The organism is Dendrosporobacter sp. 1207_IL3150 (assembly GCF_036763085.1).
In the GTDB taxonomy this organism is placed as follows: domain Bacteria; phylum Bacillota; class Negativicutes; order DSM-1736; family Dendrosporobacteraceae; genus JBAIYU01.
On record NZ_JBAIYU010000009.1, the window covers coordinates 18,251 to 33,099 of the forward strand.

The 14,849-nt window shown below is 38.3% G+C and carries 15 protein-coding genes; 8 read left to right on the forward strand and 7 right to left on the reverse strand.

The genetic code is table 11. The features are described from left to right. Positions 1–78: 78 nt before the first annotated feature. The 3 genes from V6C17_RS03040 to V6C17_RS03050 form a co-directional block, all read right to left on the reverse strand. The gene (locus V6C17_RS03040; RefSeq protein WP_333521073.1) at positions 79–1,425 is read right to left on the reverse strand and encodes a pyruvate carboxylase subunit B; all 1,347 of its coding nucleotides are present in this window, start codon (positions 1,423–1,425) and stop codon (positions 79–81) included. A gap of 220 nt (positions 1,426–1,645) precedes the next feature. Next, a complete protein-coding gene (locus tag V6C17_RS03045; RefSeq protein ID WP_333521074.1) occupies positions 1,646–3,025 on the reverse strand; it encodes a [Fe-Fe] hydrogenase large subunit C-terminal domain-containing protein in 1,380 nt (459 codons plus the stop codon). A 209-nt stretch (positions 3,026–3,234) separates the two neighbouring features. Then, positions 3,235–5,487 carry a diguanylate cyclase gene (locus V6C17_RS03050; protein ID WP_333521075.1) on the reverse strand — a complete coding sequence of 751 codons (2,253 nt, stop codon included), beginning with the start codon at positions 5,485–5,487 and terminating at the stop codon, positions 3,235–3,237. Positions 5,488–5,575: 88 nt separating this feature from the next. On the opposite strand from V6C17_RS03050, the gene V6C17_RS03055 reads away from it, so the two are divergent. Together V6C17_RS03055 and V6C17_RS03060 are read left to right on the forward strand one after the other, a co-directional pair. Next, positions 5,576–5,818: a hypothetical protein gene (locus tag V6C17_RS03055; protein ID WP_442891429.1), complete on the forward strand. Its 243-nt coding sequence runs from the start codon at positions 5,576–5,578 to the stop codon at positions 5,816–5,818. A gap of 55 nt (positions 5,819–5,873) precedes the next feature. Then, positions 5,874–6,263 carry a DUF1540 domain-containing protein gene (locus tag V6C17_RS03060; RefSeq protein ID WP_333521076.1) on the forward strand — a complete coding sequence of 130 codons (390 nt, stop codon included), beginning with the start codon at positions 5,874–5,876 and terminating at the stop codon, positions 6,261–6,263. Between the two features lie 59 nt (positions 6,264–6,322). Here V6C17_RS03060 and V6C17_RS03065 read toward each other — a convergent pair whose 3' ends face one another. From V6C17_RS03065 to dat, 3 genes are all read right to left on the reverse strand, one after another. Then, positions 6,323–7,513, reverse strand: coding sequence for an MFS transporter (locus tag V6C17_RS03065; RefSeq protein ID WP_333521077.1), 1,191 nt, complete (start codon positions 7,511–7,513; stop codon positions 6,323–6,325). Between the two features lie 11 nt (positions 7,514–7,524). Next, positions 7,525–7,707 carry a DUF896 domain-containing protein gene (locus tag V6C17_RS03070; protein ID WP_333521078.1) on the reverse strand — a complete coding sequence of 61 codons (183 nt, stop codon included), beginning with the start codon at positions 7,705–7,707 and terminating at the stop codon, positions 7,525–7,527. Between the two features lie 143 nt (positions 7,708–7,850). Further along, positions 7,851–8,711 carry a D-amino-acid transaminase gene (dat, locus tag V6C17_RS03075; protein WP_333521079.1) on the reverse strand — a complete coding sequence of 287 codons (861 nt, stop codon included), beginning with the start codon at positions 8,709–8,711 and terminating at the stop codon, positions 7,851–7,853. A 184-nt stretch (positions 8,712–8,895) separates the two neighbouring features. Here dat and V6C17_RS03080 point away from each other — a divergent pair, with 184 nt between their 5' ends. From V6C17_RS03080 to V6C17_RS03105, 6 genes are all read left to right on the forward strand, one after another. Next, entirely contained in the window at positions 8,896–9,660 is a 765-nt protein-coding gene (locus V6C17_RS03080; protein ID WP_333521080.1) for a flavin reductase, read from the forward strand. 10 nt (positions 9,661–9,670) lie between these two features. Next, positions 9,671–10,579: an NAD(P)/FAD-dependent oxidoreductase gene (locus V6C17_RS03085; RefSeq protein WP_333521081.1), complete on the forward strand. Its 909-nt coding sequence runs from the start codon at positions 9,671–9,673 to the stop codon at positions 10,577–10,579. A 291-nt stretch (positions 10,580–10,870) separates the two neighbouring features. Continuing rightward, positions 10,871–11,140 carry an ACT domain-containing protein gene (locus V6C17_RS03090; RefSeq protein ID WP_333521082.1) on the forward strand — a complete coding sequence of 90 codons (270 nt, stop codon included), beginning with the start codon at positions 10,871–10,873 and terminating at the stop codon, positions 11,138–11,140. A 62-nt stretch (positions 11,141–11,202) separates the two neighbouring features. After that, the gene (locus V6C17_RS03095) at positions 11,203–12,558 is read left to right on the forward strand and encodes a PFL family protein (protein ID WP_333521083.1); all 1,356 of its coding nucleotides are present in this window, start codon (positions 11,203–11,205) and stop codon (positions 12,556–12,558) included. Positions 12,559–12,660: 102 nt separating this feature from the next. Further along, positions 12,661–13,296 (forward strand): endonuclease III, encoded by a 636-nt coding sequence (nth, locus tag V6C17_RS03100; RefSeq protein WP_333521084.1) that lies wholly within the window; start codon positions 12,661–12,663, stop codon positions 13,294–13,296. A 75-nt stretch (positions 13,297–13,371) separates the two neighbouring features. After that, entirely contained in the window at positions 13,372–13,824 is a 453-nt protein-coding gene (locus tag V6C17_RS03105) for an N-acetyltransferase (protein WP_333521085.1), read from the forward strand. 137 nt (positions 13,825–13,961) lie between these two features. Here the strand turns inward: V6C17_RS03105 and V6C17_RS03110 are convergent, their stop codons facing one another. Further along, the gene (locus V6C17_RS03110) at positions 13,962–14,630 is read right to left on the reverse strand and encodes a metal-dependent hydrolase (protein WP_333521154.1); all 669 of its coding nucleotides are present in this window, start codon (positions 14,628–14,630) and stop codon (positions 13,962–13,964) included. Positions 14,631–14,849 lie beyond the last annotated feature (219 nt).

The following is a 14,849-nucleotide window of genomic DNA, read 5'->3' on the forward strand; positions in this document are numbered from 1 at the left end:
CGAAAAGATAGAATCAAGCTTTTTCTTTAATCAAAATACAAAATAAAAGCACCCATGCTAGGCATGGGTGCAATATTATTAACGGTTCTTTTTGAAGAATTCCAAAGCAACTTCTGGGAATACTGCATAGGATAACACGTCTTCGATAGAAGCGTTTGGATATCCTTTTTCAGCAAGTTGTGCTTTAAGAGTTTCAAGTTGTGGAGCAATGTCATCAGCTGGGCGATGCTCAATGATTGGATCGCTGCCAATGATTTTCTCACGAACTTCTTCAGCAACAGGTAGAGGAGTACGGCCGTATTTACCACGAGCCAAGTCCTTAACTTCGCGAGGAACAATTTTGTAACGTTCGCCAAGCATAACATTGAAAGTAGCCATGGAACCAACGATTTGGCTAGTAGGTGTAACCAATGGAGGGTATCCAAGGTCAGCACGTACGCGTGGCATTTCTTCAAGAAGCTCTTGATATTTGTCTTCCATACCTTGCTCTCTAAGCTGGTTGTACAGATTTGAAAGCATACCGCCAGGAATTTGGAAATCAAGAACGTTAGTATCAACGTCGAAGTAAGTTTTAAGCTTGAAGTCCTCAGCAAGGCTTTTCTTAACTTCGCCAAAGTGAATAGCGATAGGCTTAAGTTTTTTGCGGTCGATACCAGTATCACGATCAGTGCCTTCAAGAGCAGCGATCATAGTTTCGGTACAAGGCTGTGAAGTACCAAGTGCAAATGGTGACAATGCGCAGTCAACTGTATCAACGCCTGCTTCAATTGCTTTAAGGTAAGTCATTGAACCGAAGCCGCTTGTATAGTGAGTATGTAACTGAATTGGAACTTTAATTTCAGCTTTCATAGCTTTAACTAGATCATAAGCTACATATGGAGCTAATAGACCGGACATGTCCTTGATACAAATGGAGTGAACTCCTCTGTCCTCAAGATCATGTGCAAGCTTCAGATAGCTTTCTTTAGTGTGGTATGGGCTGATTGTGTATACGCAAACACCTTGTACGTGTGCGCCAGCTTCAAGACCAGCTTTGATTGAAACTTCAAGGTTACGAACGTCATTTAATGCATCGAATACACGAATAACGCCGATACCATGCTCAACCATTTTCTTAACGAACATTTCAACAACGTCGTCAGCGTAGTGGTTGTAACCAAGAATGTTTTGGCCTCTAAGAAGCATGGAGATAGGAGTTTTAAGGTTCTTTTTCAGGAATTTTAGACGCTCCCAAGGATCTTCGTTCAAGAAGCGAAGACAGCTGTCAAATGTAGCACCGCCCCAAGCTTCAATTGCCCAGTAGCCAGCTTCGTCAAGTGCTTGCAGCTGAGGGACCATATCAGTGATACGCATACGAGTAGCAGCTAGAGACTGATGACCGTCACGTAGCACTGTTTCCATAATTTTAACCGGATTCTTGGCCATTAAGTAATCTCCTCCTAGTTTATGTAGATCAATTTAGATAATATAATACCGACTAATACCCCAAAATATGACGCAAATTCAGTGAATTGCGAATTTTACAGGTTAAAATATCGGCTTTACCAAACAGTTTTAATTATAGTTATTTATGCCACTTTTGTCAATCAGTGCACATTAATATTGTGATAAATTTAACATGTATACTTTATGTGGCAATAATTTCCTATTTTAGTTTTCTGGCAAGCAGTTTTGCCATTGGACTTTCACCAGTAAGAATAAGTTCTTGGGACTCCTGACCTAACCTAGCTAGTATAGCGTAAACTTGTGGGTTTTCGACCGGAGTTTCGGCAGTAGCTTTGTCCCCATACTCTACGACATATTGTTTACCATCACTAGCATTAATTATTCGTCCTGGTCCACCAACACAACCGCCCTTGCAAGCCATTCCCTCAATGAAATTTGCACCAATATTGCCATTTTGTATACGACTAAGTACCTGCTGACAATCAGGTATACCGTCGACACATAAGGCCTTTAGCTTATGGACCCGATTAGGAACCAGTTTGTTTAGAGTCTTCTCAACAGCTTTACTTACTCCACCAGTGTGAGCATATATTCTGCCGCTTAAAGAAGCATGTGAGGATTCTTCATCAGCTTGGTCTTCAGGGTGAATTTCTGCTGCTTCGAATATTGTAGCTAGTTCTTGAAAGGTAAGTACAAAGTCTATTGATCCCTTTAAATCAGGAAGCATCGCTTCAGATTTTTTTGCCACGCATGGACCGATAAACACTACTTTCGCTTCAGAATTAAAGGCTTTTATAACTCGAGCAGAAGCAATCATTGGTGAAACTGTTGGAGATATATGCTCTATCAGTTCGGGAAATTTATTCTCGATAAGTTTAATCCAAACAGGGCAGCAGCAACTTGTCAATAAAAAGTCCTCTTCTGTTTTTACATGATCATCAAATTCAAATGCTTCTTTCATAGTTATGAGGTCAGCGTATAAAGCTGTTTCGACCATATCAACAAAGCCAAGATTGATCAATGCCGACCTAAGTTTTCCTGCAGTAACGTTTTCTCCAAATTGGCCAGCAAAAGCTGGTGCAACTGAAGCATATACTGGATGAGAGTTTTGACGCAGTAGATTTATTAAAGGGACAAACTGTGTCTTTTCTGAAAGTGCACCAAAACTGCAGGCTTGCACACAATGACCTTCGCCCATGCATTTGTCATAGTCAATTGATACTTTTCCATATGTATCGTGATTAATCGCATCAAAGGGACATGCGTTCTGACATGCACGATCACCTTCAGGACAGAGCTTGCACGATGCTGGGTCGGCAATAATTACTGGTTCATTACCCATACCCATTAGAGCTTCATTGTCAAAATCGTTTATTACGGAATCCGAGTCATGCATAGGCAGTCCCATTGCAAGACGAATTTGGTTAGCAACATACCTGCGATCAACGTTGTTTTTAAATTCATCATGAACAAGTTGACAAATTTCTTCACGCTGCTCCATAAGTTTACCTTCCCAAGCAGCTTTAGCTATACGATACAGAATACGGGGTTTAATATCGAGTGTATTATTTGTAGACATTAAAGACACCTCACTAGAAAAATATATCCCAGTATCAAATATTGAGTTAATTAAATGAAGTCCAATTGTAGTATTGTTCCTGATGGCAGATAAAATTATTAATTATGAATCTTTTAATAAATTATAACCTACCTGAATTGGAATTTGCTATAAAATACTAGAAAAAATCAAACATCTGTAGCATGTTTGCAACAGATGTTTGATTTTCATTAATCTAAAATTGTTGTGCTTATTACCCGATTACGTCCTTGCTGCTTAGCCTGGTACAATGCTTTATCAGCAACAGAAATAATCTTCTCAGTATCAGGTGGACAGCTTATTAGAGCTGGGTCATATGTTGTTACACCCATACTTGCAGTTATCTTAGCAGTAAAAGTACCTAGATTATCAGGGCAGTTACTCGTTTCGATTATTTCACGAAGCTTTTCCGCTACAACTGTTGCTTCTGCACAACTGCATTCAGGTAGAATGATGCTGAATTCTTCGCCGCCATAACGTGCAGGCAAATCTATATTGCGAACATTATGGTGCAAGATTTGCCCAATTTGGGCAAGCAACTTATCTCCTATTAAATGTCCGTATGTGTCATTATAGTTTTTAAATTTATCAAGATCTAACATAATTAGGCTTAGCGGACGCTTTAATGATGCCGCTCTCCTAAGTTCAGTCTTTAAAAACATATCGAAATTTCGACGATTAGCCAAGCCTGTTAAACCGTCAGATAAAGCCATGGATTTAACTTGATTATATAAATGAGCTTTTTCTAATCCTAACGCGATTTGCTGAGCCATAATTTTAGCAAAGGAAACTCGTTTTAACCTTTCAGGTGATATAAATCTTTGCCAACCTATTATAATAAACCCGAGTAAGCGCTCATCAACTGCCAGTGGTAATACCATTAAATGACGGATATCAATTTTATCACATGAATGAGTAAGTGGTTCAAAGACATCGGCTGAGGCTGTTACTGGTTTTAACCCTCCGACTAGAGCGGCAAGTTTAGGAAAGTCACTTAGAGAAAAATCAGGAAGTTTACAGGAAAAATTTATTGATGCTGCTACTTTATAAAAATCTCGATTATCACTCAATAGTAGACCTATCCCAACGTTTCCGTTCATGGCTTTGACTGCATGTCTGGTACATTGTTCAATTATGGTATCAGTATCAATAGATGATGCTGATGCTTGAGCTATTTCGGATAAAAATTTTTCTTCCTCTAGCCGAAGCTTCGTTTCTTCAAACAACATGGCGCTAGCTATAGCTGCACCTGCATGATGACCTAGTGCGGTAAGAAATAGCGCATCATGCTGCTCATATGAAGCACTTTCACTCGAGTAGACTTCGATAACTCCTATTATGTGTCCGTCATTAATTAAAGGAGCAGCTATAATTGAACGAATGCTAGAGAATATTAACTGAGGGCGAAAAATATCAGGATATGAGGATAAATCACTTAAAAAAAGTGCTCTATTCTCCTCAATCACTTTACCGCCAAGACTTTGCTTAAGCGGCAGAATAGAAGGCGGTGTATTAATGCCGTAGGTAGCAACAACCTGTAATTGTGATTGATCATTTGTAATTAGGGCAATTACACTTTGGCTTGAGTTCATCATATCTGCAACCATATCTGCTATAGCGTCGAGAGTATCCCGTAAGTCAAGTTGGGAAGATATAATTGCACCTATTTTAGCTAACGCATTTTCGACTAGATTTCTTTGCTTTTCAGACTCTTTGTAAAGAGTGGCATTCTTTGCAACTAAATCTTCTAAACGCTCTGTCAGTTTTACTAATTGTTCATAAGGATATCTTACAACCAGCCTAAATACTGCTTGAAGCATGAAACAGGAGGCTAAAAATTTAAAGATATGAACTGAAAAACCTAGATCAAAGGGTATATGAACATTTATTGCAAAACCTATGTTAGTTAACATATCAAATAACAGCGCAATCTGTAGCTTATTTGCGGTAATATAGCTCACGTAATTTTTACGTAAAATCATTAAAGCAGCAATATCAGGTAATAGTGCGGCTAGTAAGACGGTCTTTAATAGTGGATGGTTGTAACTATTGATAAGATAAAAAGACCAATTATCTGAGCTGAAAGCAATGTTCGCCATTAATATCAGTAAAATTATTATGATAGTGTAGATTATAGAAGAGTTTTGGTAGCCGTTTCGTTTGGCAGGAAGGTAAACAGCATAAAGGAGAGCGCAAGACCAGACAATTCTTGCTAATGCGAAAAGTGAAACACAGTTTTTGTCCATGAAATCGCTAATCGGCTTTAACATCTCTGTATATGACATAAGATGAATTAAGTCGAGAATAGCTGCAAACAATATTGCTATGCTAGCTGCTTTAAGTTTGTTCCTGTTATTTTGCGTAGTGTCAAACCACATAATAATAAAAATTGTAAATCCTAATATAATACTTGCCATGTCAAGGATGTTATTAAGCGCAAGCATATTACCGACCCCCAATAGTAAAGGCATTCTGTTATATAGTATGCTTTAGTGCAAGTAGTAGTGCTTGAACTATATAGAGGTGAAAAAGGTGGAAATGGTGTGTCCATTATGTAATGCGTTGCAGCCACTTGATAAAATATGTCCTATATGTAACCAGCAAATGACTGATGGAGGTGCAATCGAAAATTATTACGGTCCATATAGCCCGTATATGAGTCGTGATAGCATATACGGTCCTTATCAGACGCCAGTCAAGCAATGTGTGCATTTATTGTACTGTCCAAATTGTCATTATGATTTGAGAGTTGCTTTAGAAATGGTAAATATTTAATGGATAATTCGATTCATTTTAGAAGAAACTAAAAAAAAAAATTAGGGGTGATATTATGGCAACAGCTAATCCTTTGGTAAAATGTACAGTTGATCAATGCACACACTATATGCCTGGCGATCAGTGTATGGCTGCCAAAATTAGTATTTATAACGATCAGACTTCAAGTGAATCATCAACTTCGGCAGATACCTTATGCAAATCCTTTCACGCTCGTAAAACAGTTGGTGATATGGTAGGTGCGCTTCACAATGCGAATGTTGGCGGTATGGTCTCTGCTGCTTTTTTGAGCGGAACTCAAGTGACACCAACTGTTGAATGTTTTGTAAGTAACTGTAAATATTGGCACCATAACAATCTTTGTGATGCAGCCAGAATTGACGTAATGGGCGCTAATGCTTCATTAGAACAGGACACTGATTGTCAGACTTACGAGCCAAGATAAAAAGCTGTATAAATTTTTGCTAAATAAAATGCCATTGGCGTCAGCCAATGGCATTTTATTTAGCAAGACTTAGTATTTACTAGATGATGTTCATTTACAGGTATACTAAATGCTATTGGGATTGAAATAATCAGCGGAACTAATGTTGCCAGCAGTGCCAGTTTAAGTCCGATGAGATCAGCAAGAATTCCAGTAACAGCAGTTCCAACTCCTCCGAGTCCAAATGAAAGCCCCAGCATCATGCCAGAAGCCATTGCTGCATTTTTAGGCATAATATGCTGGGCCCATATAATTGAAGAAGGCACCATGCTCTGCAAAGCAGCACCACATAATCCTAACGAAATCCATATAATCCAGTGTAGTCCTTCCGTTGATAAGAACATATAGGTTGGAATCAATCCAAATATTAAAGCGCCTATTATGCAATTTTTATAGCCGAATTTATCGCCACAATAACCACCGATAAGCCCGCCAATAGCTCCGCTTAGTAAAAAGATGGTTAGCATGTTTCCCGCAAGAGTTGGTTCATAACCTTGTAGCGAAAGCATCACAGGCAAGAATGTAGGAATAGCAACTTGGGGCCAGGACCTAAGAGCCATTACAAGGTTAAGTTTTATTATGCTTTTTGACTTATACCACCGTTCGTCATTGGTAAAAGATTCGCGATTAATTGTTAAATTAACTTTGTGCAGACCAGTTATATAGTAGGCAGTGGTAATTACTATACTAGGCAAAACTAACCAAGGCAAATACTCTATTCCATAACTAGCTATTAGGTAAATAACTATAACCGGAGCAAGTGCATATCCTAAATTGCCGCCACCGACAAAAATGGACATAGAAATGCTCTTATTGCTGTGGTTAGTAGTCCGGCCGATAAGGCTTGAACCCAGCGGATGAAATAATGATGTTGCTAATCCCGCGAGGGCAACAGAACTAAACAGCATTACTGGGGTACTAGATAAGGCGCCAAAACAAATAAAAACTGCACTTATCGGCAATGTAGTTAATATAAGCCATGTATAGCCGCTCTTATCAACAAAATAGCCGAAAACTGGTTGAAGCATACTCGAAGTTATTGCAAACACCATAACTAAAAGTCCGCTTACTGTTAATGATATACCTAGATTAGAAATTACTACAGGCAGCAGTGCAGGCAAGAAGTTCGCATAGAAATCACTGAGAAAATGACCACCCGTTAATAACCACAAATAGGACAAGGTCTGACGATTATCACATTTAACTTCCATACAAAGCCTGCTTAATTAGGGCTTGACTCTGGAACTATTTTTACACAATCCAAATTAATTCTGAGTTGATTTTTTATGTTGTCAATATATATACGGCGAAGTTTGGCTTGTTCAGCGCATTCTTGATGATTCAATCCACACTCTCGCTGTTTTTTTGCAAGTTCATTTATCCGTGCAATAATTTCTGGAGTCATATAGAACCATCCTTTCATGGTGAGTTTATTCAGAAATAGTACCATAATCTATTGGCTCAGTCAACTGAATAAATATTAAAACCAGACTCGAGATTAGTTCTCTCCGAGTCTGGTTTTATATACTGATTTAACAAAAAGCTGTATTATTGTTTACGACCGCACTCTTTGTCAATAATTTCGTTATAAGCTTGCTGCAGTCGGCGTGTTATAGGACCTACATCCCCATTTCCGATTCTAATACCGTCAAGGCTTAGTATCGGCATTATTTCAGAAGTAGTGCCAGAGACAAAGGCCTCATCTGCTTTTTTGGCAAAGTCAGGTGTAAAAGTTTTTTCTAAAATTGTAAGATCTAAGGCCGGAGCAATCTCTTCAATAATTATCGAACGAGTAATTCCTTTAAGTATCAAATTGGAAACAGGATGTGTCCAGAGAATACCGTCTTTTATAATGAAGAAATTACTGCTGGTACCTTCTGTAATAACATCATTTCGTATTTGAATTGCTTCATAGCAACCTGCTTCTTGCGCACGCTGCTTGCCTAGAATATTACCTAATAAGTTTAGTGATTTAATATCACAGCGCAGCCAGCGTTCATCTGCTATCAGCAGACCTTTAACTCCGTTTTCAAGCAAATTAGCGTTTGAAGAGGCTGGTCGAATTGACATTGTAAGGCGCGGCACTACATGTTCAGGGAATCCATGAGCTCTAGGTGCAACTCCGCGTGTAATCTGCAGGTATATTCCACCTTCGGTGATTCCGCTTTCTTTTATCAATAAGTTGTGCATTTCTTCTAGTTCTTCGTAAGTATAAACGATTGGTATTCTAAGCTCGCGCAACGAACGATAAGCTCTATCCATATGTCTTTTAAGTGCAAAGCATCTGCCATTATAAACTTTGGTGACTTCATATATACCATCACCAAATTGATGGCCGCGGTCTTCCATAGGCACAACATTTTCACTAAGATCAATAATTTTACCGTCAACGAATCCAAGGGGACGCATAATGAAAACCTCCTGTTTTTGGCTTTGTAATTTTTGTATTCCCCAATTTAACAAATTAATCCTGCTTAGTTTACAAAATCAAAGATATTTAAGTTAAAGGAATTTTTATCATAAGTAGATAAAAATATAGTTAATGGATAATTTAACTTACATAATAAACATGCAGCAGAAAGGTGTATATTTTATGAAAACATGGCGTTGTATGGTATGCGGTTATGAACATGTAGGAGAAGAGCCGCCAGATATTTGTCCGATTTGCGGAGTTGCCAAAGATGAATTCACTTTAAAAAAAGACAACGTAGCTAAAGAAGTAACTCCTATTAAACGTTGGAAATGTACAGTATGTGACTATATTCATACTGGTGATCAGCCGCCTGATAGCTGCCCCTTATGCGGAGTGGGGAGGGAGTTATTTATATTACTAGAGGAGAAAAATTCGGTTTTATCTATTGAATCTATCTTAGAGACAGATTTAGCAACAATTAGAGCAGCCTTAACTAAAATAAGTTATGGATTGTATATTATAACCTCAGTGAAGGAAAATAACTTAAACGGCATGTGCGCAAATAGCGTTTTTCAGCTGACGGATACTCCCCCGCGCATTGCTGTTTGTATAAACAAGAACAATTTAACCCATGAATACATAGAGTATAGTGGAACCTTTGTTGTATCGATTTTAGGCCGTGAGCATATTTCGGCTGTTAAGAATTTTGGTTATCAATCAGGGCGAAATGCAGACAAATTTGCCAATACTGAGTATCTTGTTGCCCAAAACCGATGCCCAATATTAAAAGATTGTATAGCTTATCTTGAAGCAAGTGTAATACGAGAAAAAATAGTAGATGTAGGAACACATACTTTATTTGTAGCTGATATTACTTCTGGTCGCACAGTTATAACTGAAGAAGAGCTCACCTATTCCTATTATCGCCAAAATAAGAATAAATAAGGGTGATATAATGCATGATGTTATAATAATTGGTGGTGGTCCCGCTGGGTTAACGGCGACTGTGTATGCCGCCAGAAAAAAGTTAGACACTCTAGTGTTAACTAAAGAGTTTGGCGGACAGCCCATGTGGACAATGGAAATCGAAAATTATATGGGATATCAGTTTATAACAGGTCCGGAGTTAATGGAAAAGTTTGATGAACAAGCTAGAAGACATGCCGACAATATAAAGTATGAAGAAGTAAAGAAATTAATAATAAACGATGATGGCAGCTTTACGGTACAAAGCGATCAAGGTGAGTATACAACTAAGACTGTAATTATTGCTTCAGGTAAACGACCTCGTCGACTGGAGGTACCAGGTGAAGTTGAATTTACCGGACGAGGCGTTAGCTATTGTGCCACTTGTGACGGTCCACTATATTCAAACAAAACGGTAGCTGTAGTTGGAGGCGGTAATTCGGCATTGCAGGCCGCGCTGGAATTGAGTGCAGTTGCCAATAAGGTGTACTTAGTAGTTCGCGGGGGCTATAGTGCTGATCCTATTATCATAGATAAGCTTCATCAAGCTAAAAATGTTATTGAGTTAAAAGGGTATATCTCTAAGGCTGTTCGCGGCGAAAAATATGTTGAAAAACTTACAGTTGCTCGTAAAGATAGAGGTGAAGAAACCGATCTTGATGTGCAAGGCGTTTTTGTCGAAATTGGACTTAAACCTAATTCGGAATTTGTTGAAGGTATTGTGGCACTAAATAATAGACGTGAAATTCTAGTAGATGGCCGGTGTCAGACAAATATTCCGGGAATATTTGCAGCAGGAGATGTGACTGATGGCATTGACAAGCAAATTGTAATTGCAGCTGGTGACGGATCTAAAGCTGCACTGGCAGTATACGAATATTTGCTTCATAAAAAATAGTTTATACATCAGACTAACTCAGCTCATTACCTCAGGTATGAGCTGAGTTAGTCTGATATGCGTATTCCGTGCACGTATATTTGTTTTATATTAGTGAATACTTGGCATAATCTGTAGCGATTAAGATATCTGAAAATAAAAACATTGCGGAAAAACCTTGTATTTTGTTACAATTTACGTATAATAAAAATAAATTAGTAGTCTATTGTGAAATTGCAAATGTTTTCAATGGGAAAACAGAGCATTTATAGTATGATAATTAATAGACCGGATTATTGAGGAGAGTGTATTATGAAGATAGTAGTAACTATTGTTGGACAAGATCGTGTAGGTATTATTGCAATGGTCAGCAACATTTTAGCTGAAAAGAATGTTAATATCCTAAATATAAATCAAAATATTCTTGATGGTTTCTTTAACATGGTCATGATTGCTGATATGACTGCTAGTAAAATAAACTTAAAAGATCTGCAGCAATTACTTAAGGGAAAGGGAGAAGAAATAGGTCTAGATATTAAAGTGCAGCATGAAGATATCTTCTCAATTATGCATCGTATTTAATCAGTAAACATAATTATAATGATTTTATTTATTCGAGAGTAATAGTTAACGGAGGAACAGTAATGCTAATACAAGAGATATTAGAAACAAATCGGATGATTGAGGAAAATAAACTTGACGTTCGAACAATCACTATGGGTATAAGCTTGAGAGACTGTGCCCATCCCAATATTAAGCAATTCTGTCAAAATATTTATGATAAAATTACTCGCTCGGCTGAATATCTTGTTCAAACAGGAGAAGACATCGAAGCAGAATATGGAATTCCAATTATAAATAAGCGAATTTCAGTCACACCGATCGCTATTGCGGCTGAAAGCTGTCGTACAGACAGTTATGTTCCTGTAGCCGAAGCTCTTGACGCTGCAGCTAAAGCTGTGGGAGTTAACTTTATCGGCGGGTTTTCTGCATTAGTTGAAAAAGGCTATACAAACGGTGATAAAATACTTATAAATTCTATTCCTCAAGCTTTGGCGACTACGGAAAGAGTGTGCTCTTCAGTTAACCTTGGGTCGACTAAAGCAGGTATTAATATGGACTGTGTAAGGCAAATGGGCGAAATTATAAAGCGTACAGCTGAACTGACACGTGATCGCGATGCCTTAGGCTGTGCAAAATTGGTTGTATTTGCTAATGTACCTGAAGATAATCCGTTTATGGCTGGGGCCTTTCATGGAGTAGGTGAGCCAGAGAAAGTTATTAATGTCGGAGTTAGCGGCCCGGGAGTTGTAAAAAGGGCTCTTGAAGATGTAAAAGGATCAGACTTCGGGGTTGTAGCTGAAACGATAAAGAAAACAGCATTTAAGATCACAAGAGTTGGACAACTTGTTGCCCAAGAGGCCTCGCGACGCCTTGGTGTACCGTTTGGCATTATTGACTTGTCTTTAGCTCCAACACCTGCTGTTGGGGATAGTGTCGCCCATATATTAGAAGAGATGGGACTAGAAAGCTGTGGTGCTCCAGGTACTACTGCTGCTCTCGCACTTCTTAATGATGCCGTTAAAAAGGGCGGACTCATGGCCTCTTCACATGTTGGCGGTTTAAGCGGAGCTTTTATCCCTGTAAGTGAAGATGCGGGTATGATTGCCGCTGTAGAGTGCGGAAGTCTAACTCTAGAGAAATTGGAAGCAATGACTTGTGTTTGTTCTGTTGGCTTAGATATGATTGCTGTGCCCGGTGATACTACCGCTTCAACCATCTCGGCTATAATTGCAGATGAAGCTGCAATTGGTATGATTAATAATAAGACAACTGCTGTCAGAATTATTCCTGTACCAGGCAAAAAAGTTGGTGATAATGTGGAATTTGGCGGCTTACTAGGATACAGCCCGATATTAAAGGTTAATAAATTTAGTGCCGAGGCATTTATTGCTCGTGGCGGCAGAATCCCTGCACCTGTTCGCAGTCTAACGAATTAATTGTAAATATTATTTTAAGAGCTAAGCAATATAGATGTAATGGGCTGGTATACTAATACTAGCCTATTCTTATTTTCATTAAATGAATGGTCGGTGGTTAAAATGAGAATAACAAATGCAATCAAAAAGCAGATGCTCGATATATTGGAAAAATACTATGCTAACTCGACTACAGCTTTGAACTATTCATCGCCTTTTGAACTGTTAATCGCAGTAATACTATCTGCTCAATGTACTGACGTTCGAGTAAACATAATAACGGCAAGACTGTTTCCAGAATTTAATACACCCGAAAAAATTCTTGATTTAGGGCAAACAAAGCTCGAAGAGTATATAAGGGATTGCGGTTTATTTCGAAGTAAAGCCAAAAACATTATAGCGGCATGTCGAATTTTACTAGATGATTATGGAAGTCAAGTTCCTTCGGATTACGACGAACTAATTAAGCTGCCAGGAGTTGGTCGAAAAACTGCAAATGTAGTATTGAGTGAACTTTTTGATATTCCGGCTATCGCTGTAGACACTCATGTCTTTAGAGTTTCAAACCGCCTGAAACTAGCAGTCGGTGAGAATGTCCTTGATGTCGAACAAGGCTTGATGAAAACAATTCCACGAGATAAATGGGGACAAGCTCATCATTGGCTAATTTGGCATGGCAGACAGATCTGCAAAGCAAGAAATCCGTCCTGTGATAGCTGTCCTGTTGTTGAATTATGTCCGTCTGGGAAAAAGAGTTAATGTAAAGAGTATTGCATAAATATATTGATTTAGTTATAATTATACAGCAAGGTGTACCGTGGAGGAGGGGATTAGATGATTTATCGCAAGCCAACCTTTAAAGATGTAGAGGCTATTCATAAATTAATAAATAATTATGCAGACCAAGGGCTAATGCTAGCTCGCTCACGAAATGTACTTTATGAAACGCTTCGAGATATGATAATAGCGGAAAAAGACAATGTCGTAGTTGGTGTTGGTGCATTGCATTTAGTTTGGGAGGAATTAGCAGAGATAAGAGCAATGGCTATTTCGCCTGAAGTTACTAAGCAAGGAGTCGGCAGTAAGATTGTCGAAGATTTAGTAGTGGAAGCTAAAGGGCTTGGTGTTAAAACACTGTTCACTCTGACATATCAGCCAGGATTTTTCTCAAAGCTAGGCTTTAGTGAAGTTGCTAAAGAAGAACTTCCTCATAAAGTATGGAAAGAATGTATTAACTGTCCGAAATTTCCAAATTGTGATGAGACAGCTATGATTAGAAAAATTTAAAATTTAATCCCGCACTTTTTTGTGCGGGATTTTTTGTACTATATAAAAGTATAAAAATTTCTTACATGCAGAAGGAGGGAGTATCGACTTAAGCTGTCGTTAAGGCTCGGCATATAGCCGTGTTTTCTGTATATAAATTAAATATTTATAAGCTCTCCAGGATTGATGATTTGCACTGGGATATTGAACTGCTTTTCTACGGACTGCTTATATTGTTCTGGGTTTTGGGCTATTAAAGGCCATGTATTGTAATGCATAGGAATAACAGTGTTAGCCTTTAGCATATTGGCTGCAATCGCAGCATCATCTGGACCCATTGTAAAGTTATCACCAATTGGAAGTAGGGCAAAATCAATTTTCTCTAAACGACCAAGCAGTTCCATATCGCCAAATAGCGAAGTATCACCAGCAAAATATATAGTTGTACCGAAAAAATTAACAATGAAACCGCAGGCGTGGCCTCCTTCTACTCCGGCTCCATGGAATGCTGGGGTAACTCTCACATAGCCAAAGTCAAAAGTATGCTTTCCTCCTATATGCATTGCATGGGTCTGACATCCCTGGCGGCCGCATAACCCGGCAATTTCAGCTGTAGAGATTACTGTTGAATTAGTCCTTTTAGCGATAGCAATTGTGTCTCCTAGATGATCAAAATGACCGTGCGAAACTAGAATATAGTTGCAGTTAATATCATCCGGCTGGGCAATTTTAAAGGGATTATCAGTAAGAAATGGATCAAATATTATTGAAGTATCACCGTGGGCTAATTGAAAGCAAGCGTGTCCGAAAAATTTTAAATTTTTGATAAGAAGCAACTCCTTTTCGATAATACTATAATAGCAATAATGCCAAATTTTGCTTGAATATATTCTTTATTTATATAAATTTTCCTCTTATTTTATTTCAGATAAAACAACTGCCTAAGTTCCTTGAGAACACGAAGAGATGTACTAACCACATAAACATATGTATTTTTACTAAAAATACTATTGACATAGATGGCGTATGTTTGATATATTAACGTC

Excerpts from the sequence above, each read along its gene's own strand:
- V6C17_RS03040 (WP_333521073.1), bottom strand. The coding sequence starts at position 1,425 with ATGGCCAAGAATCCGGTTAAAATTATGGAAACAGTGCTACGTGACGGT.
- V6C17_RS03045 (WP_333521074.1), bottom strand. The coding sequence starts at position 3,025 with ATGTCTACAAATAATACACTCGATATTAAACCCCGTATTCTGTATCGT.
- V6C17_RS03050 (WP_333521075.1), bottom strand. The coding sequence starts at position 5,487 with ATGCTTGCGCTTAATAACATCCTTGACATGGCAAGTATTATATTAGGA.
- V6C17_RS03060 (WP_333521076.1), top strand. The coding sequence starts at position 5,874 with ATGGCAACAGCTAATCCTTTGGTAAAATGTACAGTTGATCAATGCACA.
- V6C17_RS03065 (WP_333521077.1), bottom strand. The coding sequence starts at position 7,513 with ATGGAAGTTAAATGTGATAATCGTCAGACCTTGTCCTATTTGTGGTTA.
- V6C17_RS03070 (WP_333521078.1), bottom strand. The coding sequence starts at position 7,707 with ATGACTCCAGAAATTATTGCACGGATAAATGAACTTGCAAAAAAACAG.
- dat (WP_333521079.1), bottom strand. The coding sequence starts at position 8,711 with ATGCGTCCCCTTGGATTCGTTGACGGTAAAATTATTGATCTTAGTGAA.
- V6C17_RS03080 (WP_333521080.1), top strand. The coding sequence starts at position 8,896 with ATGAAAACATGGCGTTGTATGGTATGCGGTTATGAACATGTAGGAGAA.
- V6C17_RS03085 (WP_333521081.1), top strand. The coding sequence starts at position 9,671 with ATGCATGATGTTATAATAATTGGTGGTGGTCCCGCTGGGTTAACGGCG.
- V6C17_RS03090 (WP_333521082.1), top strand. The coding sequence starts at position 10,871 with ATGAAGATAGTAGTAACTATTGTTGGACAAGATCGTGTAGGTATTATT.
- V6C17_RS03095 (WP_333521083.1), top strand. The coding sequence starts at position 11,203 with ATGCTAATACAAGAGATATTAGAAACAAATCGGATGATTGAGGAAAAT.
- nth (WP_333521084.1), top strand. The coding sequence starts at position 12,661 with ATGAGAATAACAAATGCAATCAAAAAGCAGATGCTCGATATATTGGAA.
- V6C17_RS03105 (WP_333521085.1), top strand. The coding sequence starts at position 13,372 with ATGATTTATCGCAAGCCAACCTTTAAAGATGTAGAGGCTATTCATAAA.